We start from the raw sequence: 26,952 nt of genomic DNA on the forward strand, positions 1-26,952 counted from the left end.
TCTCCGTGTCAGGCGCACGGTCGCTGCCGGTCATCACCCTGCTGACAGGTTTATTGCTGCTGACCTGGCCATTTTTGATCTGGTTTGGTCTGGCGCATAACGGCCTGCGCTGGCTGCTGCCGCTAATTGCACTCTTGCTGTTTTTACGCTGTCGTCAGATCCGACGACAGGCGGGGCCACTACGCATCGTCACACAGATCGTTGCTGCTGCAGGCATCACGCTGTGCTCTGCCAGCTATCTGCTCAAAACTCACCAACTGCTACTGTTTTACCCGGTGGTAGTGAACAGCGTCATGCTAGCGGTTTTTGGCGGTTCGCTGTGGTCAGCTATGCCGATTATCGAACGCCTGGCACGACTGCGAGAACCAGACCTTCCAGAAACTGCCGTTCGTTATACACGCCGTGTGACACAAATTTGGTGCGCATTTTTCATCTTCAACGGCAGCATTGCGCTCTTAACCGCGCTGCACGGCGACATGTCTATTTGGACGGCGTGGAACGGGATGCTCTCTTATCTGTTGATGGGCATGCTGATGGCCGGTGAGTGGTTAGTACGCCAGCGGGTAATGAAAAGAGATAATCAATGAAGCCGATCCTCACTCTGGCCCAGTGGCTCAACGCCCCTCGCCCGGTCGACACGTCGATTGCATGGCAGGAAGGACATACCTGGACACTTGGGCATCTGCGCAAGGATGTCGGTCATCTGCTTGAATACCTGCAACAGCAGGAAGGCGATCGCTGGGCGCTATGTTTTGAAAACAGCTATTTGTTCATCGTCGCGCTGCTGGCAACGCTGCATGCAGGTAAAATACCGGTGCTCCCTGGACACTGCCGCGTAACATTATTGAGTGAGCAGCACACCCTATTTGACGGTCTATTGAGCGATAAAGCGCTGGACTGGCAGGGCTCGCTGCGGGTGGTCAGTTCCGCCATGACGCTCGCCACTGAATCCTTCGCCTTTCCAGCAATCGACAACGATGCATATATTGAGCTGTTTACCTCCGGATCGACTGGTCAGCCAAAACGTGTGAACAAACCAATACGCCTTCTCAACAACGAAGCACAGCTGCTGGCAACGCGCTTTGCCGATCGTCTTGCAAATTGCCGCATAGTCGCTTCAGTCACACCTCAACACCTGTACGGCCTGACATTCCGTATCTTCCTGCCGATGGCCTTAGGTCTGCCTCTCCACGCAGGGATGCTCTGGTACGCAGAGCAGTTGGCGGCTCTGAGCCATAAATATCGGTACGCGTTTATCAGCAGCCCTGCATTCCTCAAACGCCTCGACGGCCAGCTCGCTCCCCCACCGGTAGAGATGATCCTGTCCGCGGGTGGTGTGCTCTCCTGGTCAGATGCCGCGCGAGCAGCTAGCTGGCTGAACGTTTGGGTGGATGAAATCTACGGCAGTACTGAAACCGGCGTTATCGCCTGCCGCGATTACCAACAAGATGATGCGAAATGGTTGCCTTTTCCTGGCATCAGCATCCATCAGGAAAATGGTTCATTTCGCGTTATTTCACCGCTAATTGCAGATGTTGATGGCTTTTTACTCGATGATATTCTGCAATTTTCAAAAAATGGGCAGTTCGGCCTGATTGGACGCCGGGGGCGGGTGGTCAAAATTGAAGAGAAGCGCATTTCGCTCAGCGAAGTGGAGCAGCGCCTGCTGATGTTGGACGGCATCCTTGATGCAGCGGTATTAACGGTAACACGCGGCAGCCGTCAAAGCGTGGGCGCCTTGCTGGTCCTGGATAACAACGCGCGAAAGCGCTGGGGTAAAACCCAGGAATTAACATGGCGGAAAGCGTTGAGCTCATGGCTGGAGCCGGTCGCCGTTCCCCGCTACTGGCGGGTGATTGATGAAATTCCGGTAAACAGTATGAACAAGCGTGTCTATGCGCAATTACAGGAGTTATTTCATGAAACCCCATGAAATTGAGCGCCATCAAGCACAACCTCATCAGATTCAAATCGATTTATATCTCGACCCCACGCTGTTCTGGTTTCGCGGGCATTTTGCCGTCCAGCCGCTGCTCCCGGGCGTTGCGCAAATAGATTGGGTGATGCATTACGCTACCACCCTATTCGCGCCCGGCTGGCGTTTTCATAGTATTCAGAACGTGAAGTTCCAGGCGCCGCTATTGCCGGAGACAGCCGTTACGCTCACCGTACTCTGGCAGGAAGAACGGCAAATACTCACCTTTAGCTATCAGCGCCACGACGGCGAAGCGCGACACATAGCCAGCAGCGGGAAGATCCGTTTATGCCGTTAAATTTTTCCCCGTGCGTGCTGATCCCCTGCTATAACCACGGCGCGATGATGTCGCGCGTGCTGGCGCGTCTTCAGCCGTTTGGCCTGCACTGCATCGTAGTTGATGATGGCAGCGATTTCCGTACGCAACAGGAACTCGAACGATTAGCGGCAGCATCTGCAAATATGACTTTAATTCGCCTGCCGATTAACTCAGGTAAAGGCGCAGCGGTTATTCGCGGCATGCAGACGGCAGCGGAAGCTGGCTTTAGTCATGCCGTCCAGGTTGATGCCGACGGCCAGCATGCTCTTGAAGACATTCCCAAACTGCTTGCCCTGGCCGAGGAACACCCGACGGCGCTGATTTCCGGACAGCCTATTTACGACGATTCCATTCCCCGCTCGCGCCTGTATGGGCGCTGGGTGACCCACGTCTGGGTGTGGATCGAAACGCTTTCGCTTAAATTGAAAGACAGCATGTGTGGCTTTCGGGTCTATCCGGTTGCGCCAACGCTGCGGCTAGCGCAGCGCGTGGCGCTAGGTAAGCGGATGGACTTCGATACTGAAGTTATGGTGCGTCTCTACTGGCAGGGTAGTACCAGTTATTTTATCCCAACCCGCGTTACCTATCCGCTAGACGGGCTATCTCATTTCGACGCCTTCAAAGATAACCTGCGTATCTCACGGATGCACACGCGACTGTTCTTCGGCATGCTGCCGCGCATCCCATCGCTGTTGTTCCGCCACACATCGCCACACTGGGCGCATCAGCAGGAGGTCAGGGGATTGTGGGGAATGCGTGTGATGCTTCTGGTATGGCGCCTGCTAGGGCGCAAGGCATTTACTCTGCTACTCTATCCAGTGGTCGCCGTTTACTGGCTCACGGCTTCCACTGCTCGTAAAGCTTCGCGGAACTGGATAGCTCGCGTACGCGAACAGCTCTCCGAGCGTCTGATGCCGGTCCCCCCTTCGCTCACCAGCTACCAGCACTTTCTGCGCTTCGGAAATGCAATGCTCGATAAAATTGCCAGTTGGCGCGGCGAGCTGCGGTTGGGCCGCGATGTGGTATTTTCGCCTGGCGCGGAAGAAGCCCTCAACGTCAACTCACCGTACGGCAAGCTGCTGCTTGCATCACATCTGGGCGATGTTGAAGCCTGCCGCGCGCTAGCGCAATTACAGGGCAGCAAAATCATCAACGCGCTGGTATTCAGCGACAATGCCCAGCGCTTTAAGCAAATTATGCAGGAAATGGCTCCGCAGGCTGGACTCAACCTGATGCCGGTCACCGACATCGGCCCGGAGACCGCCATCCAGCTTAAAGAGAAGCTAGAGCGCGGTGAGTGGATTGCCATTGTCGGCGATCGCATTGCGGTTAATCCCCAGCGCGGCGGCGAATGGCGCGTCTGCTGGAGCCGCTTTATGGGCCAACCCGCTCCGTTTCCACAGGGGCCGTTCATTCTCGCCTCGATTTTAGGTTGTCAGGTGGATCTGATTTTCGCCCTGCGCCAGCAGGGAACGCTGCGTATTCACTGCGAACCGTTCGCCAATCCGCTGCTGCTGCCGCGCGCCGAACGTCAGGATGCCTTGCAGAAAACTATCGAGCGCTACGCCGAACGCCTCGAGCACTATGCGCTCCAGTCGCCGCTGGACTGGTTTAACTTTTTCGATTTCTGGCAACTGCCGGACACCAAACACAAGGAATAAAAGGTGCTGAACGATCCCCGCTTTACGGCTGAAGTCGAGCTGGCTATCCCGTTCCACGACGTTGATATGATGGGCGTGGCGTGGCACGGCAACTACTTCCGCTACTTTGAGATTGCCCGTGAAGCGCTTCTGAACCAGTTCGACTACGGGTACCGACAGATGAAAGCCTCAGGTTACCTGTGGCCCGTGGTTGATGCGCGGGTAAAGTACCGTAATCCCCTGACCTTTGAGCAGCGCATTCGCGTCCGCGCGCGTATAGAGGAGTTCGAAAACCGCCTGCGCATCGGTTATGAAATTTTCGATGCCGAAACAGGAAAGCGGGCAACGACTGGCTACACCATTCAGGTAGCGGTTGAAGAAAAGAGTCGCGAACTGTGCTTTGTCAGCCCCACGATTCTGTTTGAACGTATGGGAGTTACGCCATGAGATTCTTACCACTGCTGGCGCTGTTCATCAGTCCCATAGTCAGCGCCCTGACGCTTGATAATCTGCAACAGCGCTTTACCGAACAGCCGGTGGTCCGGGCGCATTTCGATCAAACCAGAACGATTAAGGATCTGCCGCAGCCGTTGCGATCTCAGGGGAAGATGCTGATCGCCCGCGACCAGGGTTTACTATGGGATCAAACCAGCCCTTTCCCGATGCAGTTGCTGCTGGATGACAAGCGGATGGTGCAAGTGATTAACGGCCAGCCGCCGCAAACCATCACCGCCGAGAACAACCCTCAGATGTTCCAGTTCAACCATCTGCTGCGCGCGCTGTTCCAGGCCGATCGTAAAGTGCTGGAAGAGAATTTCCGCGTAGAGTTTGTAGACTTAGGCGAAGGACGCTGGACGCTGCGCCTGACCCCCATCACCACGCCGCTGGATAAGATTTTCGCGACCATTGATTTAGCCGGAAAAACGTATCTGGAGAGCATTCAACTCAACGACAAGCAGGGCGATCGTACCGATATCGCACTTTCCCAACATCAACTCACGCCAGCGCAACTGACCGATGACGAACGCCAACGCTTTGCCGCCCAGTAAACGCCCTGCGTTGCTATGGGGAATCGCCTGCCTGATCCTGCTGGGCGTTCTGCTAACGCAGCTGCCTCAGGCGCGGCTAAACAGTAGCGTGCTGGCGATGCTGCCAAAGCAAACACTGGGGAAGACCCCTCCGAGCCTGAACGACGGTTTCATGCAGCGTCTCGACCGACAGTTGGTCTGGTTGGTAAGCCCTGGTAAGAAAGCCGATCCGGCGGTAGCTCACGACTGGCTGATGCGATTGCAAAAATCGCAGGCGCTGGCTGAAGTGAAAGGCCCAATGGACGCCAACAGCCAGCAAGCGTGGGGAGCTTTTTTTTGGCAGCATCGCAACGGACTAATCGATAGCGACACCCGTGCGCGTTTGCAAAACGGCGGCGAGGCGCAGGCGCAATGGATACTTTCCCAACTCTACTCGGCATTCTCCGGCGTTAGCGGCAAAGAGTTGCAAAACGATCCGTTGATGCTGATGCGCGGCTCGCAGCTGGCAATGGCCAAAAACGGCCAACGCCTGCGGCTGATGGACGGCTGGCTGGTGACTCAGGATAAACAGGGCAACTACTGGTATCTGATGCATGGCGAGCTGGCCGGTTCCTCGTTTGACATGCAGCAGACGCATCGGTTGGTCACCACGCTAAAAACGCTGGAAGGTGAACTTAAAGCGCAATATCCGCAGGCACAGTTGCTGTCTCGCGGCACGCTCTTTTACAGCGATTACGCCAGCCAGCAGGCGAAACAGGATATCTCCACCCTCGGCGTGGCGACTCTGTTCGGCGTGATTCTGCTGATTATGGCGGTATTCCGCTCGCTGCGCCCGCTGCTTTTGTGTCTGATATCCATTGCTATTGGCGCGCTGGCGGGCACGGTCGTGACGCTGCTTATTTTCGGCGAGCTGCATCTGATGACGCTGGTGATGAGCATGAGCATTATCGGAATTTCCGCTGACTATACGCTCTATTATCTGACCGAACGGATGGTGCACGGTGCACAAATGTCACCGTGGCAAAGCCTCGCTAAAGTGCGGAATGCGCTGCTGCTGGCGCTACTGACTACCGTAGCGGCGTACCTGATTATGATGCTCGCCCCCTTCCCCGGTATTCGTCAGATGGCGGTCTTCGCGGTGATGGGGTTAAGCGCCTCCTGTTTAACGGTGATTTTCTGGCATCCGTGGCTATGTCGTGGTCTGCCCGTCCGTCCTGTTCCGTCCATGGTACAAATGCTGCGCTGGCTTGCCGCATGGCGACGCAATAAAAAGCTTTCCATCGGTTTGCCTGTGGTGCTGGCGCTGTTCTCGCTGGCAGGTCTTGCCACGCTGCGCGTTGATGATGATATATCACAGCTACAAACGCTGCCGCAGGACATCCTGGCCCAGGAAAAAGCCATTACCGCGCTCACCGGACAAAGCGTCGACCAGAAATGGTTCGTAGTTTATGGCAAATCTGCCCAGCAAACCCTGGAGCGGCTGGAACGCTTTACCCCCGAGCTGGAGCAAGCGAAAACAGAAGGATGGCTCAGCAGGTATCGCACCATTCCGCTAAATTCGCTCACCCGACAGCAGCAGGATCTTAGTTTGTTGAAAAATGCTGCGCCCACCGTTACCGCAGCCCTGAATAACGCCGGACTAGCGGCAGTAAATCCCGACCTCAACGCCATGCAGGTAACGGTTGATGCCTGGCTTGCCAGCCCGGCTAGCGAAGGGTGGCGGCTATTGTGGATAACGCTGGCAGATGGAGAAAGCGGCGTACTAGTGCCAGTAGAAGGCGTGAACAATAGCGCAGCGCTAAATGCTCTCAGCACAAGATATGTTGGTGTTGCGTGGGTGGATCGCAAAAGCAGCTTCGACGAGCTGTTCACACTTTATCGTCATATCCTGACCGGCCTGCTGTGCGTTGCGCTAGCGGTGATTGCCTGCGGGGCGATGATTCGGCTTGGGTGGCGAAAAGGGCTAATTAGCCTGGTGCCGTCGATGTTATCCCTTGGCTGCGGGCTGGCCGTACTTTCGCTGAGCGGTCATACGGTAAACCTGTTCTCGCTACTGGCGCTGGTGCTGGTGCTCGGAATTGGCATTAACTACACGCTGTTTTTTAGCAATCCGCACGGCACTCCGCTGACGTCGCTACTGGCGATTACGCTGGCGATGCTAACTACGATCTTGACCTTGGGCATGCTGGTTTTTAGCGCCACCCAGGCTATCAGCAGTTTTGGCATTGTACTAGTAAGCGGTATTTTCACCGCGTTTCTGCTTTCACCACTGGCGATGCCCGCGAAAAAGAGAAAAAAAGATAATGATTAAACCGACGTTCTGGCGCGCCATCGCTCTGATCGCAACGCTGATACTGGCCGGATGCAGCAGCTCGCAGCCGGAACAACAAGGGCGCCCTCAGGCCTGGCTCGAGCCGGGCACGCGCGTCACACTGCCTTTACCGGACATCTCTCCGCCGATTAATTCACAGCAACTACTCACCGGCAGCTTTAACGGCAAAACCCAGTCGCTGCTGGTACTGCTCAATGCTGACGATAAAAATCTCACGTTGGCAGGACTCTCCTCTGTCGGCATTCGCCTGTTCCTTGTGACCTACGATGAAAAAGGGCTGCACAGCGAACAGTCAATCGTGGTACCGCAGTTGCCGCCAGCAAGCCAGGTGCTGGCTGATGTCATGCTCAGCCACTGGCCAATTCACGCCTGGGAGTCGCAGTTGCCAAAAGGCTGGACATTGATCGACTGCGGCGATAAGCGCGAACTGCGCAACGCCAGCGGTAAGCTGGTCACCGAAATCATCTATCTGAATCGCAAAGGCAAGCGTGAGCCGATCAGCATCGAACAACATGTCTTTAAATACCACATCACCATTCAATATCTGGGTGACTGAAATGATCTATATTTCTGCCGTCGGCATGATCAACGCGCTGGGTAGCGATAACAATGAAATTGCCGCCAACCTGATGCGCGGCGTGGCACCCGGTATGCGCCCTCGTTCGGGCTGGCTTCGGGGACATCCGCACGCGGTATTAGCCGGTGTAGATGGCGAACTGCCGGTCATTCCCGATGAGTTCAGCGCCCATCGTTCGCGCAATAATCAATTACTACTGGCGGCGCTTAAACACATTCAGCCGCAGGTCGATAAGGCTATTACGCAGTACGGACGGGACCGGATTGCCGTGATACTGGGTACCAGTACCTCTGGACTTGATGAAGGCGATACGCACGTTAATCTGACGCTTAACGGACAGGAAAGCGCGGCCTGGCAGTACCCGCAACAAGAGCTGGGAGACCCATCGCGCTTTCTTAGCCGCTGGCTGGCACTGGCTGGCCCGGCATTCACGCTGTCAACCGCCTGCTCTTCCAGCGCCCGGGCAATAATTAGCGGACGCCGCCTGCTTGAAGCCGGGCTAGCGGACGTCGCGATTGTCGGCGGTGCGGATACGCTGAGCCGAATGCCGATCAATGGCTTCCACAGTCTGGAATCCCTCTCCCCAACGCTGTGCCAGCCGTTCGGTCGTGACCGCAATGGCATTACTATTGGTGAAGGTGCCGCGTTGATGCTGCTGACTCGTGAACCGCAGCCTATTGCTTTACTGGGCGTGGGCGAGTCGAGCGACGCATACCATATTTCAGCGCCGCATCCACAAGGTGAAGGAGCGATCCGCGCCATTCATCAGGCGCTGCACGACGCAGGAATCACGCCAGAGCAGGTGGGCTACATCAATCTGCACGGTACCGCCACGCCGCTTAACGACCAGATTGAATCCAGAGTGGTGCACGAACTGTTCGGCGAAACGGTGCCATGCAGTTCCACTAAACACCTAACCGGCCACACGCTGGGTGCGGCAGGGATCACCGAAGCGGCGATCGGTATGCTAATTTTGCAACGCAACCTGCCACTACCGCCGCAGAATTTTAGCTCCTCGCCACGCGACGAAACGCTGCCGCCCTGCGGTATCATCGAGCAGCCGCAGCCGCTTGAACGTCCAGTTATCCTGTCAAACTCGTTTGCCTTTGGCGGCAATAACGCCAGTATTCTGCTCGGGAGGATCTCATGAGCGACTATTTACCCCCCGGCGAATACCTGCCGCACGACGAGCCAATGCTGCTGCTTGATGAAGTGGTAAATGTGACGGACGACTCCACCCTCTGCCGAGTCACGGTATCGGCCAATGGCACGCTGGCCCCCTTTCTCGATGCAGAAGGCCATCTCCCCGGCTGGTTTGCCCTGGAGCTTATGGCGCAAACCGTTGGCGTCTGGTCAGGCTGGCACCGCCACCGGCAGGGACAAGAGAGTATTTCCTTAGGTATGGTACTCGGCGCGCGTGAACTGGTCTGCGCGGCGGGGATTGTTCCCGCCGGATTAACGCTGAATGTCTCCGTCACGTTGCTGATGCAGGATGAGCGCTTCGGCAGCTTTGAATGCACGATCGCCGCTGGCGAAGAGACGTTGGCTACTGGCAGGGTTAACACCTTCCAGCCAACATCTGAAGAACTTAACACCCTATTTCAACAAGGAGCGTCCGCATGAATCGTTCAGTTTTGGTTACCGGCTCCAGCAAGGGAATCGGTCGCGCTATCGCCCTCCAACTGGCAGCGGACGGCTTTATTGTTGGCGTCCATTATCATCGCGATGCGCAGGGCGCGCAGGAGACGCTGGATGCGATTCTCGCCGCAGGCGGCGCTGGCCGCCTGCTGACGTTTGACGTCGCCAACCGCGAGCAGTGCCGCAAGGTGTTAGAGCAGGATATCGAGGCACATAGCGCGTGGTACGGCGTGGTGAGCAATGCTGGTATCACACGCGATGCGGCCTTCCCGGCGCTCAGCGATAACGACTGGGATACGGTGATCCACACCAATCTGGATAGCTTCTACAACGTTATTCAGCCGTGCATCATGCCAATGATTAGCGCGCGTAAGGGCGGGCGAATCATTACGCTTTCTTCGGTTTCCGGCGTAATGGGCAATCGGGGCCAGGTTAACTACAGCGCGGCCAAAGCGGGGATTATCGGGGCGACGAAAGCGCTGGCAACTGAGCTGGCAAAACGCAAAATTACCGTCAACTGCATCGCACCGGGGCTTATCGACACCGGGATGATCGAAATGGAAGAGGCCGCGCTTAAAGAGGCGATGTCGATGATCCCCATGAAACGGATGGGCCATGCGGACGAAGTGGCCGGGCTTGCCAGCTATTTAATGTCGGATGTGGCGGGCTACGTGACCCGTCAGGTGATTTCCATCAATGGAGGGATGTTATGACGCGTAGAGTGGTGATTACAGGCATGGGCGGTGTCACCGCCTTTGGAGAAAGCTGGCAGGCCGTTTCCACCAGACTGCTTGACTACGAGAACGCAGTACGCAAAATGCCGGAGTGGCAGGTTTATGACGGCCTGCATACGCTGCTGGGCGCGCCGGTCGATGATTTCACCCCACCGGAGCATTATACCCGTAAGCGTATTCGCTCCATGGGCCGCGTATCGCTGATGTCCACTCGCGCCACTGAACTGGCGCTGGAGCAGGCAGGGCTAATTGGCGAGGCAGTGCTAACCAACGGCGAAACTGGTATCGCCTATGGCTCCTCAACCGGCAGCACCGGACCAGTGAGTGAATTCGCCACTATGCTGACCGAAAAACACACCAATAACATCACCGGCACCACCTACGTACAGATGATGCCGCATACCACCGCCGTCAACACCGGGCTGTTTTTCGGATTGCGCGGTCGCGTTATCCCCACATCCAGTGCCTGTACCTCAGGCAGCCAGGCGATTGGTTACGCATGGGAAGCGATTCGTCACGGATATCAAACAGTAATGGTGGCTGGCGGCGCAGAAGAGCTATGTCCGTCGGAAGCGGCAGTGTTTGATACCTTATTCGCCACCAGCCAGCGTAATGATGCCCCCAAAACCACCCCTTCCCCGTTCGATGAACAACGCGATGGTCTGGTGATTGGCGAAGGCGCAGGCACGCTGATCCTGGAAGAACTGGAGCACGCCAAAGCGCGCGGTGCGACCATCTACGGTGAGATTATCGGTTTCGCCACCAACTGCGACGCGGCGCATATAACCCAACCGCAGCGAGAAACCATGCAGATATGCATGGAGCAGTCACTGAAAATAGCAGGCCTGAGTGCTCTGGATATTGGCTATATTTCCGCTCACGGAACGGCGACCGATCGCGGTGATATTGCAGAAAGCCTGGCAACAGAGGCGATTTATGGTAACAACGTCCCCTTCTCTTCCCTGAAAAGTTATTTTGGCCATACCCTGGGTGCCTGCGGTGCGCTGGAAGCCTGGATGAGCCTGCATATGATGCGCGAAGGCTGGTTTGCGCCAACGTTGAACCTGCATCATCCGGATGCCAACTGCGGCGCACTGGATTACATCATGGGTGAAGCCCGCAAAATTGACTGTGAGTTTCTGCAAAGCAACAACTTTGCCTTTGGCGGCATTAACACCTCTATTATCATCCAGCGCTGGCCCTGAAATGTACCGGCTTTTTCTGGGAAACGTGTCGGCCTTAAGCGCAGGCGATCTGCCGTCTGCATTGATCTCCTGCGCGCCTCAGGGCGCCGGCCAAACTCGCTGGCTGGCCGGGCGTGCCCTGCTTTCCCATGCCGTTTCGCCACTGCCGGAAATTATCTATAGCGAACAGGGCAAACCTGCTTTCTCGGCCGGTACGCCACTGTGGTTCAATCTGAGCCACAGCAACGACGATATCGCGTTACTGCTGAGCGACGAAGGTGAAGTGGGTTGCGATATCGAAGTTGTACGCCAGCGCGATAACTGGCGCGCGTTGGTAAGCGCGGTTTTTAGCCCCCGCGAACAGGCTGAGATCGAGGCTATCCCCCCGGAACGGCAGATAGCTGCCTTCTGGCGGATCTGGACACGCAAAGAAGCCATCATCAAGCAGTACGGCGGAAGCGCCTGGCAAATGCGCAGTATCGACAGCACGCAGCCCTCCGCGCTGTCGGTGAGCCAGATTCAGATAGGATCGCTCAGCCTCGCGGTCTGCACGCCAACACCATTTCTTTTGACCACCGCGAACATCAGCCGGGTTCGCTCGTAAAATCAAGCCCTGCGGGCAACCGGCACCAGACTGCACGCTCCCGTAGCGCGGTCAACACTGCACCACCGGAAAGATTCAATGCCAATCATCAGCCCCGCCACACTTTCCGGAGGCGATGCTGCGCATCTGTCCGGGCTACCGGCCAGCAGCCGGCTCAACTCCGCAGCCCGAGCGGCGCAGCGCCACCGGGAAGAAACAGTGATATTAGCCAGGCTAATTGAGCCGCTTCACCGGCCAGAAGATCGTCAGCACCCCGGCGACAATCAGCAGCACGCCCAGCAGCGATTGCCAGTGGAAAGGTTCATGCCAGCCGGGGAGCCAGATGGCGGCGGCCCATACCAGGATGTAGCTCAGGCTCAGCAGCGCGTAGGCTTTCGCCAGCGGCAGTTGATGCAGAGCGAAGTACCAGCAGACCATCGACAGCAGGTAACCCATAAGCCCGAACGCCAGGCCAAACGTGCCCGCCCGCAGATGCAGCAGATGGTTGAGGAAGGTGAATATCTCCGTCAGCGGCGGGAGCTCGACCATCGCGCTGCGCAGCAGCAGCTGCGCGCCGCTCGCCAGGCCGACGCTGAATAACGCCCAGATTAAGCCCATCAGATACGGCTCCCGAGAATAACGATCCCAACGACGATGAGACCCACGCCAAGCCAGTGGCGACGCGCGACCGGCTCGCGCCAGATCCCCCACGCCGCCAGCGTCACCCAGACGAAGTTCAGGCTCAGCATGGGATAGGCGATGCTGACCGGGATCGACTGCAGCACGCTAAGCCACAGCAGCATGCTGCAGCCGAGAGAGAGCAGCGCGAGCCCCAGCCAGCCAAGGATATGGTACCCGCGCCGCCCGGATTTGGACGGGCGGGTCGCCTGTTTCTGGCACAGCTGTCCGGCGCAGCTCAGCAGGCTGGCGAAAACCAGACAGATCCAGACGCTCATTGCGGCAGATACTGGATATATACCACGCGCCCAAGCTCGTAGGAGCTATCCGGTTTCGGTAGCGCTAAATCAGCCATACTTTCTCCTTTATCCATCAGCAGAACCAGCGAGACGGGGCCCTGTTGGCGGTGCGTCGCTAGCCAGTCAGCAAAATGGGCTTGATCGACAAACTGGTGCTGCGCGTCCGGCCAGGAGAGACCGTACTTCAGCTCGCCCTGCTTGTCGAACAGAATGATATCGCTGCGCTTGAGCTCCCACGACAGCCCGCCGGCGATACCGACGTTATTGGTCAACACGTAGCGGCTCGGGGTCAGCGATTCGCTGACGATATCCACCAGGAACTGCGGCTGCTTGCTGTCGATCACCCGATCCGGGATAGCGAAGCCCACCAGCAGCGCCAGCCCGAGCGGGCAGCAGGCGGCGAGGGTCCAGCGGCGGCCGTTGTCCTTCATCGCCATCCAGCCCATCAGCGCCCAGCAGCCAAATATCAGCGCCGCCAGCAGGCACTTATAGAGCTCAATATGGCTCCATACCGGCTTGTGCATAAAGCCCCACGGCGAAACCACCAGCACGGCGACCAGGCCAATCAGGCCAAAGGCCAGGTTGATCGCGCCGTTAATTTTCAGCGCCTTCGCCCCCGCTTTCGCCGCGTCCAGCGCGTAGCGCGCCATCAGAATCGACAGGGGAGCAAAACAGGGCAGGATATAGGTTGGGAGTTTACCCTTAGCAATGCTGAAGAACAGGAACGGCATCGCCACCCATCCGAGCAAATAGAGCGCACCGCGCGACTCATCGCGTTCGGTCCAGCCGCGCTTGAGCGCACCCGGCAGCAGCGCCAGCCACGGCAGGCTGCCGGCAATCAGGAACGGAATGTAGTACCAGAACGGCGCTTTATGCTGGGCATCTTTTTCCGCGAAACGCTGGATATGCTCCACCCAGAAGAAGTAGCGCCAGAAGTCCGGCTCGCGTTTGGCGATGGCAAGACCCCACGGCAGCACCACCAGCGCGCAGACGCCCACCGCCAGCCAGCCGTAAGTCAACACTTCGCGCCAGCGCTTACGCGCAATCACCCACGGCAGTACCCCGACCACCGGCACCGCCAGCGCGAGGAAGCCTTTGGTCATCACCCCCATCCCGCAGGCCACGCCGAGTAAAACATAGCCGAGAATTTTGCCGCCGCGGCTTTGGGCCTGCGCCGCGCCCCAGAAGCTGCACATCGCCAGCGCCATCCACATGGTGATCATCGGGTCGAGCACCGCGTAGGTGCCGATACCGTAGACCAGCAGCGTGGTCAGGAAGATCGCCGGTGACAGGATCGCGACGCGTTTATCGCGGAAAAGACGCCATGCCAGCCAGGCGACCAGCAGAGCGGTGACGGTAATGGAAAACACCACCCCAAAGCGGACGGCAAAATTATTGTGGCCGAATAGCCACTGGCCGATGCTGTTGATCCAGTAGCCGGCAATGGGCTTTTCAAAGTAGCGCAGCCCGAGGAAATGCGGCACCACCCAGTCGCCGGTCGCCAGCATTTCGCGGCTGATCTCCGCGTAGCGGGTTTCATCAGGCTGCCAGAGCAGGCGGAAGTTAAGCGGCAGTAAATAGTAGAGGACAAAAAGGGCGACCAGAGAGGCGCCGTAGCGAATGCTTTTCATCAAACACCCGAATTGAGTAATTGTTCACGTCCAAGCCAGCCTTCCCGGCCGGCCAGTTCACCACGAACCACTTTACCTCGCGGCAGCACGCTAAAATCGGCGGGCAGCAGCTGGCTTAGCGGGCAAAACCGGATCTCTTCCTGTGCGGCCATGGTCAGCAGTTCATCAAACTGCTCCGCGAAGGCGATGCCTTCCACTTCGGCATGGATGGTATAGACCGGCGTCCCCGCGTCGCGATGGATGCAGTCCAGCAGATAGCGGTTGAAGCCCGCACTATCCACCGCGTTGCCCACCACTTCATCCCAGGTCGGTAAGGTTACCGGGATCTGCACGGTTCCCGGCGCGCCGTTCCCCAGCTGCGGCAGAAAAGGCCCGGTCCCCCGGCAGTCGCTGTTATAGAGGAAATCGAAAGCCTCTTTGGCTTTGATCACCCGCTGATCGGCACGCCAGCCGGCAACGGCGGAACAGGTGACCGGGCGACCGATAATCCGCTCCAGCTCCAGCAGCCCGCGTTCAACCTCCAGCGTCAGCCTTTCCTGCGGCCAGACGCCGCTCCACGCCTGCCAGCTATAGTGATCCCAGGCGTGCAGGCCGACTTCATGCTCCTGCGCGGCGGCGCGGATAACGTCCTCATTCCCGGCGCCGATCCTGCGCCCTGGCCAGGCGGTACCGGCCAGCAGGATATCCCAGCCGTACAGCGACGCGGCCTTTGAGCGCAGCATCTTCCACAGAAACTTCGGTTTTATCAGGCGCCAGATATGGCGCCCCATGTTGTCCGGCCCGACGCTGAAAAAGAAGCTTGCCTGAATCCCGTGCTGGCTCAGCAGAGCCAGCAGCCGCGGGACCCCGTCCCGCGTGCCGCGAAAGGTATCGACATCTATGCGTAAGCCGACCTGTTTCATGATTTTCCGCTGTCCGTCAGCTCAACCGTGCGCAGGAAGAAGTCCAGGGTGTGTTCCACGGTCTCTTCCATTTCCACCGTTGGCACCCAGTTCAGGCAGCGCTTCGCGTTGCGAATGCTCGGCTTACGATGTTCGACGTCCTGGTAGCCTTTACCGTAGTAATCGCTGCTTTCCACTTCGCGGAACCCGGCAAACGGCGGGAAGCGGTCGCGCAGCGGATGGCGTTCAAAGCAGGCCAGCAGCATTTCCGCCAGCTCTTTGATACTCGCTTCGTTATCCGGGTTGCCGATGTTGATGATCTGCCCGTCGCAGCGGCCGTCTTTGTTCTCAATGATGCGGAACAGCGCTTCGATACCGTCGCTGATATCGGTAAAACAGCGCTTCTGCTTACCACCCTCAATCAGCTTGATCGGCGAACCTTCAACCAGGTTCAGGATCAGCTGGGTGATGGCGCGAGAGCTACCGATGCGCGCGGCGTTGAGGTTATCGAGGCGCGGCCCCATCCAGTTAAACGGACGGAACAGGGTAAACTTCAGGCCGTTCTTATCGCCGTAGGCCCAGATCACGCGGTCCAGCAGCTGCTTGGAGACCGAGTAGATCCAGCGCTGTTTGTTAATCGGCCCGACCACCAGATTGGAGGTATCTTCATCGAAGTTATTGTCGGTGCACATGCCGTACACTTCCGAGGTCGACGGGAAGATGATGCGCTTATCGTATTTCACGCAGTCGCGGATAATCTTCAGGTTCTCTTCGAAATCCAGCTCAAACACGCGCAGCGGGTTGCGGGTATATTCGATTGGCGTGGCAATCGCCACCAGCGGCAGGACCACGTCGCACTTCTTAATGTGGTACTCGATCCACTCGGAGTGAATGCTGATATCGCCTTCAACGAAGTGGAAGCGCGGGTTGTCGAGGAAGCGGCTGATAGCGTCGGAGCCAATGTCCAGGCCGTAAATCTCGTAGTTGTCGTCCTGCAGCAGACGCTCGGTCAGGTGGTTGCCGATAAAGCCGTTCACCCCGAGGATCAGCACGCGGGTACGGCGCTTAATCGCCACCACCGGTTTGCTGCTCAGCACCGCGCCGGCAACCAGGCCAAGCGCCTGCGCCAGCTGCGTACCCTGCATATAAACGCCGCGCTCGGTCTGCCCGGTAACGATTTCTAACGCCCCTTCCTGGCAGGCGACCACCAGCGGCGCAACGGAGATCACCGTCCCCGCTTTGGCGGCGGCCAGATCGTGGCGCACGCGGGATTTCCAGACGATAAACTTGTTCGCGCCGGCGTAGCCGAACGCGCCCGGCCACGGATCGGAGACCGCACGGACGAGGTTGTGCAGCGTCTGGGCCGAGCGTTCCCAGTCGAGGCGACCGTCTTCCGGCGTACGGCGACCGACGTAAGTCGCCTGGCTTTCATCCTGGGCGCGCTCTTCGGTTTTGCCGTCGCGGATGGCGGGCAGCGCCTGAGCCAAAAGTTCCGACGCCGCGGAACAGAGCTTACGGTGCAGCGCCAGCGCCGCGTCATCCGCGCCGATCGCGACGCTTTTCTGCGCCACGATATTGCCGGCATCGGCGCGGTTAACCATACGGTGCAGCGTCACGCCGGTTTCGCTTTCGCCGTTCACCAGCACCCAGTTCAGCGGCGCGCGGCCGCGGTATTTTGGCAGCAGTGAACCATGCAGGTTAAAAGCCCCCTGCGGCGCAATATTCAAAATGTCATCGCACAGCAGGTTGCGGTAGTAGAACGAGAACAGCACGTCCGGTTTAATCTCACGAATACGTTCGATCCACAGCGGATGATTCGCATCTTCCGGCGCCCATACCGGGATGCCTTGCTCAGCGGCAATACGCGCCACGGAGCCAAAAAAATGGTTTTCGCCAGGGTTATCCGGATGGGTAAAAATAGCGGCGATGTCATAACCGGCATCCAGCAGAGACTGAATACCTGCACAACCCATATCGTGATAAGCGAAGACTACGGCTTTCATGAACGATCTTCCTCTTGAGATGCCGTTTCCGGCTGGCGAACAACACGTTGAATAAAGTAGCGAGGGCGGGCGCGGACATCGTTATAGATGCGGCCGATATACTCCCCGAGCAGGCCCATCCCGACGAACTGGGCGCCGATAAACATGAACAGCACCGCGAACAGCATGAACACCCCTTCCGCCGCCCACTGGGGACCAAACACCAGACGCAGCACTACCAGCATCAGGCCGAAGGCGAAGCCCAGCAGAGCGATGACGCTGCCGAACAGGCTCAGCAGGCGCAGCGGCGTGGTGGTCAGGCAGGTCACCAGGTCGTACATCAGGTTAATCAGGCGCATAAAGCTGTATTTAGAATCGCCGAATTCGCGCTCGGCGTGCATCACCGGGATCTCAACCGCCCGGCGGGCAAAAGTGTTCGCCAGAATCGGGATAAACGTACTGCGCTCATGGCAGTTGAGCATCGCGTCGATGATATGGCGGCGATAGGCGCGCAGCATGCAGCCATAGTCGCCCATCGCTTTACCGGTGGTGCGCTGGATTAGGCGGTTGATCATCTTCGAGGCGCTTTTACGGAAGAAGGTGTCCTGGCGGTTCTGGCGCACGGTACCGACCACGTCGTAGCCCTCATCGGCCTTCTCGACCAGGCGCGGGATCTCTTCCGGCGGGTTTTGCAGGTCGGCATCAAGGGTAATGATCAGGTCACCGGTAACGTGGCTGAAGCCCGCCATAATCGCCGAGTGCTGACCATAGTTGCGGTTCAACAGGACCGCCACCACGTGGCTGCCTTCGGCCTCGGCGGCTTCGGTGAGCATTCGCGCCGAGTCGTCGCTGCTGCCGTCGTCGACCAGCAGAATTTCATATTGCCGTCCGAGCGTCGCGCAGGCGGTGTCGGTGCGGCGGATAAGCTCCGGCAGGCTCTCCTGTTCGTTATACACAGGAATAACGACCGAGACCTTTTTCACGGGAGGGTAGCTAAACATATCAACGTCCTGACAGCTGGTGCAGTGCGGAAATGACCCGAGTGACATCGTCATCGGTCATATCCGGGAACAACGGAATGGAACAAATGCGCGCGCTGTTCCATTCCGTATGCGGTAATGAAACTTCAGGGAAACGCTCGCGGTAATACTTTTGCGTATGGGCCGCGCGGAAGTGCAGGCCGGTGCCAATGCCCATGGCCTTCAGTCTTTCCATCAGCGCATCGCGGCTGATGCCGCAGGCGGCTTCGTCAACGCGGATAATAAACAGGTGCCAGGCGTGCTGATGCTCCCACGACGGCGCCACCAGCGGCCTGAAGGGCGTATCCGCCAGCTCGCGCAGATAGCGTTGCGCAATGGCGGCGCGGCGCTGATTGGCGTGGGCGAGCTTATCCAGCTGCACCAGCGCCAGCGCGGCGTTGATATCCGCGAGATTGTATTTAAAGCCCGGCGAAATCACCTCCGCCTGCGGCGCGCGGCCCAGGGTCTGGCGGTCATAAGCGTCAACGCCGAGGCCGTGGAACTTCAGGCTGCGAATGCGCGCGGCCAGCTCGTCATCGTCGGTTACCACCAGCCCGCCTTCGGCGCAGGTCATATTCTTGATCGCATGGAATGAAAAAATGGCGGTACCGCGCCACCCGACGTGGCGGCCTTTGTAGTACGTCCCCGCCGCGTGGGCGGCATCTTCAATCACCGGAATAGCGTGACGCTCGCCAATCGCGCGAATGGCGTCAATATCCGCCGGTGCGCCAGCATAGTGCACAGGGATAATGGCTTTGGTTCGCGGGGTGATTGCCGCTTCAACCGCTTCGGGGGTAATCATCAGGTTATCGGGATCGACATCGATCATCACCGGGGTCGCGCCGAGCAGGCAGATCATGTTCAGCGTGGAGACCCAGGTCTGGGAAGGGGTGATCACTTCATCACCCGCACCGATACCCAGCCCCATCAGCGTGACGTGCATGCCGCCGGTCGCCGAACTGACGGCGATGGCGTGACGGTTGCCGGTTAACGTGCAGAACGCCTCTTCCAGCGCCTGATTTTTCGGTCCAGTGGTGATCCAGCCCGATTGCAAAACTTCACGCAGCGCAGCCAGCTCTGCGTCGCCCATCGACGGGCGCGAAAACGGCAAAAAATCGCTCATCATGTTCCTGTTCTGTGAATGACCCGCGAAAAAACGGGTCGATAAGAAATATCCTGCACCTGCTGACCTAAACAAAATGAAAATGAAAGCGAAATCAGTCCGATGGCGCATTTCATTATTTTGTATTCAGATGTTATTAAATTTAGTCAGCTTTGCTTAGGATAATATTAAGAAATTAATATTAATTAGATATGCATGATGATTTTGTTAAAAATCATTGAGATAGGTTGGAATTTATTGCAGAAAAAGGCGCTATAGCGTTCCCGCTTGACGGAGAAATAGCGGGAACGCATTGGCGAAAAGTAAACGGATGCTCAACCAGATTCCAATAAGCTATCTTTAAACATCGTTCAGCAAATATAAAAAATCCAGTCGAATCACGAAACTATTTCAAAATGATTACAGGTTGGCAGGAAAGTTGTCAGGTAATTCATTAGCCGGGCAATTAATCACTTCGTCATTATCCGCGCCGCAATCGCGCACAAAAGTGATGGTGGCAAACTCATCAATCACTTCTGTCGGATAAGCCGGACCGGCTTCACGATAAGAGACCATCAGCGGAATATGATCGTTCTGGAAGCAGACGGTTTTCTCCGGGTTATTCATTACCCAGCGCGGGAAAAAGATGGTGCCGTGAAACAGCTTATCGCCGAGGTTAACGATCAGGCTCACGTCGGTACCGGTCGGTTCGGTCCAGGAAATTTTGTAGATGCTTTCGCCGACGCGAACGATGTAAGCCTGCTGATCTTTCACCCAACGATTCGCCACGATACCGCTGTGAATGCGATAATCCAGGGTGGTGCCGTTTTTAACGTAAATTTCGTAGTTCCAGCCATTATCATAGGTATAAACCAGATGTTTACCGATAAAACCGCTCAGGTCATGTTTGTCGAATGTGCTCATAATCTGTTCTCCTCTGTTTGTTGAGAACAAGCATACTGCTTTAAAAAATGGATGAATAACGCTATGTTTGGATTAAACCCATTCACTTTTTAGATGGATTATGCACAAGACTACGCTGGAACAATGGGCGCTGCTGGAGAAAGTTGTCGAGCTGGGTAGCTTCGCGAAGGCGGCGGACGAGACCCACCGCAGCCAGTCGTCGGTGAGCTATAATCTCGCGCTGTTGCAGGAGCGGCTGGGCGTTACGCTGCTGACGCCATCGGGCCGTCGCGCGGTGCTGACCCCGGCAGGCGAGCTGCTGCTCGGCCAGGTTAAGCCGCTGCTGCAGGCCTTCTCTTATGTCGAAACCCATGCCGCCACCCTGCGAGACGGCGCCCGGACCCGGCTGGATCTGGTGGTCGACAGCATTTTCCCACGCCAGCGGCTGTTCGCCATTCTGCGCCAGTTTCAACAGCGCTACCCGCAAACTCAGGTCAGGTTGACCGAAGTGCTGGAAAACGTTGAGGAAGAGCATCCGGCCCGCACCGAGGCGGACGTGATGGTGCTGACCCGCCGTCAGGATATTACCGGCCGCGGCGAATGGCTGATGAACATTGATTTTGTCGCCGTCGCCCATCGCGATCATCCACTCTCCGCACTGGCGGGGCCGCTGGACGACAGCGCGCTGGCCCCCTGGCCGCTGGTGCGCATCGCCGACCGCAGCAACGACCCGCAATCTTCCCGCGATGCATGGACGTTTTCCACTATTGATGCCGCCATCGATGCGGTGCTGTATCAGGTCGGATTTGGCTGGCTGCCGGAAGAGCGCATTGGCCCACAGCTTCAACAAGGGGTGCTGAAGGCGCTGCCGCTGGGACACGGCGCGCGGCGGGCAACGCCGCTGCACCTGATCGTTAAGCGTGATTTAACACCTATTGATGAGCAGGTCGCCACGCTGCTGGATCTGTTCAGAGCGCCCTGATGGGCTTGTTTACCCGGCTCGCGCTGCGCTTAGCCGGGCTACAGAATCACTGCGGTCTGCTCCCGGGGGCGGCGCTTATCGCGCCTTGCCCGGGCTACAGGTTCCCTGCCGTCTGTGGTCTGGTAGCCCGGACAGATGCGCAGCATCGCCTCCGGGAAATTCAGCCTCTCTGCGCGCTGCTCCCGGGGGCGGCGCTTATCGCGCCTTGCCCGGGCTACAGGTTCCCTACCGTCTGTGGTCTGGTAGCCCGGACAGATGCGCAGCATCGCCTCCGGGAAATTCAGCCTCTCTGCGGTCTGCTCCCGGGGGCGGCGCTTAACGCGCCTTGCCCGGGCTACGGGTTCCCCGCCGTCTGCGAGCCGGTAGCCCGGACAGATGCGCAGCATCGCCTCCGGGAAATGTGCCGAAGCTGATGCTTCCCGGCTTGCGCTGCGTTTAGCCGGGCTGCAGGCGGGTTCGTAAGCTCATACAGCCAAAAGAGATATACCGTTTTCTTATACTTTCAGGCCCGATATTGATCCAGCTTACGCCGAAAGTATGATGAATCTTTAAAATCGTCATACTTTCCTGTCGCTGAGAAAAAGCCTTGTCTATTATCCGCACCACCCTGCTGGCGCTATTCGCCTGCGCCCCTTTGCTGGCCTGCGCCGCGTCCAATGAAATCACCACCGCCTGGCCGGTCAACGTGGGGCCGCTCAACCCGCACCTCTATACGCCCAACCAGATGTACGCCCAGAGCATGGTCTATGAGCCGCTGGTAAAGTATCAGGCGGATGGCTCGGTGAAACCCTGGCTGGCAAAAAGCTGGACCCACTCGGCGGACGGCAAAGTCTGGACCTTCACCCTGCGCGATGACGTGACATTTTCCAACGGCGAAGCGTTTGACGCCCATGCCGCCGCGGAGAACTTCCGCGTGGTGCTCGATAACCGCCAGCGCCACGCCTGGCTGGAGCTGGTTAATCAGATCGTCGAGGTCAACGCGCTCGACAAAAACCAGCTGCAAATCACCCTGAAAAGCGCCTATTATCCGTTCTTACAGGAGCTGGCGCTGCCGCGCCCTTTCCGCTTTATCGCCCCGTCGCAGTTCAAAGACAATGAGACCCTGCACGGCATTAAAGCGCCGATTGGCACCGGTCCGTGGCTGCTGAAGGAATCAAAACTCAATCAGTACGACGTGCTGGTGCGTAACGAGCGCTACTGGGGCGAAAAGCCGCAGATTGAAAAAATTACCGTCAAGGTGATCCCGGACCCGACGACCCGCGCGGTGGCCTTTGAAACCGGCGATATTGACCTGCTCTACGGCAACGAAGGGCTGCTGCCGCTCGACACCTTCGACCGCTTCAGCCACAACCCGGCCTACCGTACCCAGCTTTCCCGCCCGATAGAGACGGTGATGCTGGCGCTGAACTCCGCCAAAGCCCCCACCAACGAGCTAGCGGTGCGCGAAGCGCTGAACTTTGCGGTGAATAAAAAATCGCTGATTGATAACGCCCTGTACGGCACTCAGCAGGTGGCCGATACGCTGTTCGCCCCCACCGTGCCCTATGCCGATATTGGCCTGACGCCGCGCCGGTACGATCCGCAGCAGGCGAAGGCGCTGCTGGAAAACGCGGGTTGGGTCCTGCCTGCGGGTAAGGATATTCGCGAGAAAAACGGCCTGCCGCTGCGCGTTGAGCTGTCGTTTATCGGTACCGACGCGCTAAGCAAATCGATGGCGGAAATCATTCAGGCCGATATGCGCCAGGTTGGCGTGGACGTGGCGCTGGTCGGCGAGGAAGAGAGCAGTATTTATGCCCGCCAGCGCGATGGTCGCTTCGGCATGATTTTCAACCGTACCTGGGGCGCCCCCTACGATCCGCACGCCTTTATGAGTTCGATGCGCGTACCGTCGCACGCCGATTTTCAGGCGCAGCAGGGATTAGCCGACAAACCGATTATTGATAAAGAAATCGGCGAGGTGCTGATAACCACCGATGAAACGCGGCGTCAGGCGCTGTACAAAGACCTGCTGACCCGACTGCACAACGATGCGGTCTATCTGCCCATCAGTTACGTCTCGATGATGGTGGTCGCCAGACCGGAGCTGGGGGCGATTCCCTACGCGCCGATCGCGTCTGAAATTCCGTTTGAACAGATTAAGCCGGTGAAACCCTGATGTTACGTTACGCGCTGCGGCGGGTCGCGCTGCTGATACCGATGATCTTCGCCGCCTCGGTGATTATCTTTTTAATGCTGCGCCTGGGCACCGGTGACCCGGCGCTGGACTATTTGCGCCTGTCAAACCTGCCGCCGACGCCGGAGATGGTGGCCTCAACCCGCGCGATGCTGGGGCTGGAGCGGCCGCTTATCGTCCAGTACGGCAGCTGGCTGTGGCAGGCGCTGCATCTGGATTTTGGCGTTTCGTTCGCCACCCAGCGTCCGGTACTGGATGACATGCTGAGCTTTCTGCCCGCCACGCTGCAGCTGGCCGGCGCCGCGCTGGTGCTGATCCTCCTCACTTCCGTACCGCTGGGCATCTGGGCGGCGCGGCACCGCGACCGCCTGCCGGATTTTATTGTGCGGATCATCGCTTTTCTCGGCGTGTCGATGCCCAACTTCTGGCTGGCTTTCCTGCTGGTGATGTTCTTTTCGGTTTATCTGCAATGGCTGCCGGCGATGGGCTATGGCGGCTGGCAGCACATCATTCTGCCGGCGGTGTCGATCGCCTTTATGTCGCTGGCGATCAACGCCCGCCTGCTGCGCGCCAGCATGCTGGAAGTCGCCGGGCAGCGTCACGTAACCTGGGCCAGACTGCGCGGCCTGAACGACAGGCAAACCGAGCGCCGCCATATTCTGCGCAACGCCTCGCTGCCGATGATTACCGCCGTGGGGATGCATATCGGCGAGCTGATTGGCGGCACGATGATTATCGAGAATATCTTTGCCTGGCCCGGCGTGGGCCGCTACGCCGTCTCGGCGATTTTTAATCGCGATTATCCGGTGATTCAGTGTTTCACCCTGATGATGGTGATCGTTTTTGTGGTCTGTAACCTGATGGTTGATCTGCTGAACGCCGCGCTGGACCCGCGCATTCGCTGCCATGAAGGAGCGCGCTCGTGAACTTTTTCCTCTCTTCACGCGGGTCCGTCCGCATTTCTTTGCTTATCATCGCCCTGCTGGCGGTCGTTGCGCTCACCAGCCAGTGGTGGCTGCCGTACGATCCGCAGGCGATCGATCTGCCTTCGCGCCTGCTGCCGCCCGGCAGCCAGCACTGGCTCGGTACCGATCATCTGGGGCGCGATATCTTCTCGCGTCTGCTGGCGGCGACCCGCGTATCGCTCGGCTCGGTGATGGCCTGCCTGCTGCTGGTGCTGGCGCTGGGACTCCTCGTCGGGGGCTGCGCCGGGCTTATCGGCGGCCGCGTCGATCAGGCCACCATGCGCATCGCGGATCTGTTTATGACCTTCCCGACCTCAATCCTCTCTTTCTTTATGGTGGGGGTACTGGGAACCGGGCTGACCAACGTAATTATCGCCATCGCCCTGTCGCACTGGGCGTGGTATGCGCGGATGGTGCGCAGCCTGACAATCTCCCTGCGCCAGCGCGAATTTGTGCTCGCCGCGCGGCTTTCCGGCGCGGGACACGTGCGGGTATTCGTCGACCATCTGGCCGGCGCGGTCATTCCGTCGCTGCTGGTGCTGGCGACCCTGGATATCGGGCATATGATGCTGCACGTCGCCGGGATGTCGTTTCTCGGCCTCGGCGTCACCGCGCCAACCGCCGAGTGGGGGGTGATGATTAACGACGCCCGCCAGTATATCTGGACCCAGCCGCTGCAAATGTTCTGGCCGGGACTGGCGCTGTTTATCACCGTCATGGCCTTCAACATGGTGGGCGACGCGCTGCGCGATCGCCTGGATCCTCATCTGATCGCGGAGCACGCCCACTAATGCCGCAACAAATTACACTGCAAAACATCGTCTTACAGGCCGAGCGTCCGCTGGTGCACGGCGTATCATTGACGCTCAAACGCGGGCGCGTGCTGGCGCTGGTTGGCGGCAGCGGCAGCGGAAAATCGCTAACCTGCGCGGCGGCGCTGGGCATTTTGCCTCCCGGCGTACGGCAAACGGCGGGGATGATCCTCGCCGACGGCCAGCCGGTCTCCCCCGGCGAGCTGCGCGGCAGCAAAATCGCCACCATTATGCAGAACCCGCGCAGCGCCTTTAATCCGCTGCACACCATGGCGACCCACGCGCGGGAAACCTGCCGGGCATTGGGTAAACCCGCAGACGACGCCACGCTTACGGCGGTACTGGAAGCCGTTGGGCTGGAGGAGGCGCAGCGCGTCCTGAAGCTTTATCCGTTCGAGATGAGCGGCGGCATGCTGCAGCGGATGATGATTGCCATGGCGCTGCTGTGCGAGGCGCCGTTTATCATTGCCGATGAACCCACCACCGACCTGGACGCCGTGGCCCAGGCGCGCATTCTCGATCTGCTGGCAGGTGTTATGCAAAACCGTGGGCCCGGGATGCTGCTGGTCACTCACGATATGGGCGTCGTGGCGCGGCTGGCGGACGATGTGGCGGTGATGGATAGCGGCTGCATTGTGGAACAGGGGGATGTCGAAAGCCTGTTCAACGCTCCGCAGCACAGCATCACCCGCAGCCTGGTGGCGGCGCATCTCGCCCTCTACGGACTGGAGCTGGCCTGATGACATTACTGAGCGTATCCGCGATAACCCATCAATATACCGATTCAACGGTGCTAAAAGAGGTCTCTTTAGCGCTGAAAAGCGGTGAAACCGTTGCCCTGCTGGGACGCAGCGGCTGCGGGAAAAGCACCCTGGCGCGCCTGCTCGTTGGCCTGGAATCCCCCACTCAGGGCAGCGTCTGCTGGCGGGGAGAACCGCTCTCCCGGCTCAATCGCGCCAAGCAAAAGGCGTTCCGTCGGGATATTCAGATGGTGTTTCAGGACGCCATCAGCGCGGTGAATCCGCGTAAAACGGTACGCGAGATTTTGCGTGAACCCATGCGACATCTGCTGTCATTGACGAAAGCGGAACAGCTGGCGCGGGCAAGCGACATGCTCAGGGCGGTGGATCTCGATGATGGCATGCTCGATAAGCGCCCCCCGCAGCTGAGCGGCGGACAGCTACAGCGCGTCTGCCTGGCGCGCGCGCTGTCGGTTGAGCCGCAGCTGCTGATCCTTGATGAGGCGGTGTCTAACCTCGACCTGGTGCTCCAGGCGGGCGTCATTGGTCTGCTCAAAAAGCTTCAGCGACAGTTTGGCACCGCCTGTCTGTTTATCACCCACGACTTACGTCTGGTGGAGCGTTTTTGCCAGCGGGTGATGGTGATGGATGAGGGGCAAATCGTTGAGACGCAGGTCGTGGGCGACAAATTAACGTTTTCTTCCCACGCCGGTCGCGTGTTACAAAATGCGGTACTTCCCGCCTTTCCCGTGCGCCGTAATAAGGTTTAAAACAG

The 26,952-nt window shown here is 58.3% G+C and carries 27 protein-coding genes; 19 read left to right on the top strand and 8 right to left on the bottom strand.

Annotation, left to right across the window (positions count from 1 at the left end; genetic code table 11):
- Positions 1-5 precede the first annotated feature (5 nt).
- Genes FQK12_RS13180 through acpT form a run of 13 tightly spaced genes read left to right on the top strand, consistent with a single transcriptional unit; the run spans position 6 to position 12,031 of the window.
- Positions 6-587 (top strand): hypothetical protein, encoded by a 582-nt coding sequence (locus FQK12_RS13180; protein WP_014227107.1) that lies wholly within the window; start codon positions 6-8, stop codon positions 585-587.
- A complete protein-coding gene (locus FQK12_RS13185; RefSeq protein WP_014227108.1) occupies positions 584-1,933 on the top strand; it encodes an AMP-binding protein in 1,350 nt (449 codons plus the stop codon). The genes FQK12_RS13180 and FQK12_RS13185 overlap by 4 nt, the downstream gene beginning before the upstream one ends.
- Positions 1,920-2,273, top strand: a complete 354-nt coding sequence (locus FQK12_RS13190) for a hydroxymyristoyl-ACP dehydratase (RefSeq protein WP_014227109.1) — start codon at positions 1,920-1,922, stop codon at positions 2,271-2,273. Before FQK12_RS13185 ends, FQK12_RS13190 begins: the two co-directional genes overlap by 14 nt.
- Complete coding sequence (locus tag FQK12_RS13195; protein WP_014227110.1) at positions 2,264-3,955, top strand: glycosyltransferase family 2 protein; 1,692 nt, start codon at positions 2,264-2,266, stop codon at positions 3,953-3,955. Before FQK12_RS13190 ends, FQK12_RS13195 begins: the two co-directional genes overlap by 10 nt.
- Before the next feature lie 3 nt (positions 3,956-3,958).
- Entirely contained in the window at positions 3,959-4,381 is a 423-nt protein-coding gene (locus FQK12_RS13200; RefSeq protein WP_014227111.1) for an acyl-CoA thioesterase, read from the top strand.
- The gene (locus FQK12_RS13205) at positions 4,378-4,983 is read left to right on the top strand and encodes a LolA family protein (RefSeq protein WP_014227112.1); all 606 of its coding nucleotides are present in this window, start codon (positions 4,378-4,380) and stop codon (positions 4,981-4,983) included. The genes FQK12_RS13200 and FQK12_RS13205 overlap by 4 nt, the downstream gene beginning before the upstream one ends.
- Positions 4,952-7,273, top strand: a complete 2,322-nt coding sequence (locus FQK12_RS13210; protein WP_014227113.1) for an MMPL family transporter — start codon at positions 4,952-4,954, stop codon at positions 7,271-7,273. The genes FQK12_RS13205 and FQK12_RS13210 overlap by 32 nt, the downstream gene beginning before the upstream one ends.
- On the top strand, positions 7,266-7,850 hold the full coding sequence (locus FQK12_RS13215) for a DUF3261 domain-containing protein (protein WP_014227114.1): 585 nt from the start codon (positions 7,266-7,268) through the stop codon (positions 7,848-7,850). Before FQK12_RS13210 ends, FQK12_RS13215 begins: the two co-directional genes overlap by 8 nt.
- A gap of 1 nt (position 7,851) precedes the next feature.
- Positions 7,852-9,021 (top strand): beta-ketoacyl-[acyl-carrier-protein] synthase family protein, encoded by a 1,170-nt coding sequence (locus tag FQK12_RS13220; protein WP_014227115.1) that lies wholly within the window; start codon positions 7,852-7,854, stop codon positions 9,019-9,021.
- Entirely contained in the window at positions 9,018-9,494 is a 477-nt protein-coding gene (locus tag FQK12_RS13225) for a 3-hydroxy-fatty acyl-ACP dehydratase (RefSeq protein ID WP_014227116.1), read from the top strand. The genes FQK12_RS13220 and FQK12_RS13225 overlap by 4 nt, the downstream gene beginning before the upstream one ends.
- Entirely contained in the window at positions 9,491-10,222 is a 732-nt protein-coding gene (locus FQK12_RS13230) for a 3-ketoacyl-ACP reductase FabG2 (RefSeq protein ID WP_014227117.1), read from the top strand. The genes FQK12_RS13225 and FQK12_RS13230 overlap by 4 nt, the downstream gene beginning before the upstream one ends.
- Positions 10,219-11,448: a beta-ketoacyl-ACP synthase gene (locus tag FQK12_RS13235; protein ID WP_014227118.1), complete on the top strand. Its 1,230-nt coding sequence runs from the start codon at positions 10,219-10,221 to the stop codon at positions 11,446-11,448. The genes FQK12_RS13230 and FQK12_RS13235 overlap by 4 nt, the downstream gene beginning before the upstream one ends.
- A gap of 1 nt (position 11,449) precedes the next feature.
- Positions 11,450-12,031: a 4'-phosphopantetheinyl transferase AcpT gene (gene acpT, locus FQK12_RS13240; protein ID WP_014227119.1), complete on the top strand. Its 582-nt coding sequence runs from the start codon at positions 11,450-11,452 to the stop codon at positions 12,029-12,031.
- Between the two features lie 213 nt (positions 12,032-12,244).
- Here acpT and arnF read toward each other — a convergent pair whose 3' ends face one another.
- The 8 genes from arnF to FQK12_RS13280 form a co-directional block, all read right to left on the bottom strand.
- Positions 12,245-12,628: a 4-amino-4-deoxy-L-arabinose-phosphoundecaprenol flippase subunit ArnF gene (gene arnF, locus FQK12_RS13245; RefSeq protein ID WP_014227120.1), complete on the bottom strand. Its 384-nt coding sequence runs from the start codon at positions 12,626-12,628 to the stop codon at positions 12,245-12,247.
- On the bottom strand, positions 12,628-12,966 hold the full coding sequence (gene arnE / locus FQK12_RS13250) for a 4-amino-4-deoxy-L-arabinose-phosphoundecaprenol flippase subunit ArnE (protein WP_014227121.1): 339 nt from the start codon (positions 12,964-12,966) through the stop codon (positions 12,628-12,630). Before arnE ends, arnF begins: the two co-directional genes overlap by 1 nt.
- The gene (gene arnT / locus FQK12_RS13255; protein WP_014227122.1) at positions 12,963-14,618 is read right to left on the bottom strand and encodes a lipid IV(A) 4-amino-4-deoxy-L-arabinosyltransferase; all 1,656 of its coding nucleotides are present in this window, start codon (positions 14,616-14,618) and stop codon (positions 12,963-12,965) included. Before arnT ends, arnE begins: the two co-directional genes overlap by 4 nt.
- A complete protein-coding gene (arnD, locus tag FQK12_RS13260) occupies positions 14,618-15,520 on the bottom strand; it encodes a 4-deoxy-4-formamido-L-arabinose-phosphoundecaprenol deformylase (RefSeq protein ID WP_014227123.1) in 903 nt (300 codons plus the stop codon). Before arnD ends, arnT begins: the two co-directional genes overlap by 1 nt.
- Complete coding sequence (gene arnA, locus FQK12_RS13265) at positions 15,517-17,502, bottom strand: bifunctional UDP-4-amino-4-deoxy-L-arabinose formyltransferase/UDP-glucuronic acid oxidase ArnA (RefSeq protein WP_014227124.1); 1,986 nt, start codon at positions 17,500-17,502, stop codon at positions 15,517-15,519. The genes arnD and arnA overlap by 4 nt, the downstream gene beginning before the upstream one ends.
- Positions 17,499-18,482, bottom strand: coding sequence for an undecaprenyl-phosphate 4-deoxy-4-formamido-L-arabinose transferase (gene arnC / locus FQK12_RS13270; RefSeq protein WP_004126208.1), 984 nt, complete (start codon positions 18,480-18,482; stop codon positions 17,499-17,501). Before arnC ends, arnA begins: the two co-directional genes overlap by 4 nt.
- A gap of 1 nt (position 18,483) precedes the next feature.
- Positions 18,484-19,623 carry a UDP-4-amino-4-deoxy-L-arabinose aminotransferase gene (gene arnB, locus FQK12_RS13275; protein ID WP_004855110.1) on the bottom strand — a complete coding sequence of 380 codons (1,140 nt, stop codon included), beginning with the start codon at positions 19,621-19,623 and terminating at the stop codon, positions 18,484-18,486.
- 399 nt (positions 19,624-20,022) lie between these two features.
- Positions 20,023-20,529 carry a phenolic acid decarboxylase gene (locus FQK12_RS13280; protein WP_025106840.1) on the bottom strand — a complete coding sequence of 169 codons (507 nt, stop codon included), beginning with the start codon at positions 20,527-20,529 and terminating at the stop codon, positions 20,023-20,025.
- Positions 20,530-20,626: 97 nt separating this feature from the next.
- Here FQK12_RS13280 and FQK12_RS13285 point away from each other — a divergent pair, with 97 nt between their 5' ends.
- The 6 genes from FQK12_RS13285 (at position 20,627) to nikE (ending at position 26,947) form a co-directional block, all read left to right on the top strand.
- Complete coding sequence (locus FQK12_RS13285; protein ID WP_014227126.1) at positions 20,627-21,487, top strand: LysR family transcriptional regulator; 861 nt, start codon at positions 20,627-20,629, stop codon at positions 21,485-21,487.
- Positions 21,488-22,073: 586 nt separating this feature from the next.
- The gene (nikA, locus tag FQK12_RS13295; RefSeq protein ID WP_014227128.1) at positions 22,074-23,642 is read left to right on the top strand and encodes a nickel ABC transporter substrate-binding protein; all 1,569 of its coding nucleotides are present in this window, start codon (positions 22,074-22,076) and stop codon (positions 23,640-23,642) included.
- Complete coding sequence (gene nikB / locus FQK12_RS13300) at positions 23,642-24,586, top strand: nickel ABC transporter permease subunit NikB (RefSeq protein WP_014227129.1); 945 nt, start codon at positions 23,642-23,644, stop codon at positions 24,584-24,586. Before nikA ends, nikB begins: the two co-directional genes overlap by 1 nt.
- Complete coding sequence (gene nikC, locus FQK12_RS13305) at positions 24,583-25,416, top strand: nickel ABC transporter permease subunit NikC (protein ID WP_014227130.1); 834 nt, start codon at positions 24,583-24,585, stop codon at positions 25,414-25,416. The genes nikB and nikC overlap by 4 nt, the downstream gene beginning before the upstream one ends.
- Complete coding sequence (nikD, locus tag FQK12_RS13310) at positions 25,416-26,177, top strand: nickel import ATP-binding protein NikD (protein ID WP_014227131.1); 762 nt, start codon at positions 25,416-25,418, stop codon at positions 26,175-26,177. The genes nikC and nikD overlap by 1 nt, the downstream gene beginning before the upstream one ends.
- Positions 26,177-26,947: a nickel import ATP-binding protein NikE gene (gene nikE / locus FQK12_RS13315; RefSeq protein WP_014227132.1), complete on the top strand. Its 771-nt coding sequence runs from the start codon at positions 26,177-26,179 to the stop codon at positions 26,945-26,947. Before nikD ends, nikE begins: the two co-directional genes overlap by 1 nt.
- The last annotated feature ends 5 nt before the right edge of the window (positions 26,948-26,952 follow it).

Origin of the sequence: Klebsiella sp. ME-303, from assembly GCF_007910085.1 — a bacterium.
Taxonomy (GTDB): Bacteria; Pseudomonadota; Gammaproteobacteria; order Enterobacterales; family Enterobacteriaceae; genus Klebsiella; species Klebsiella michiganensis.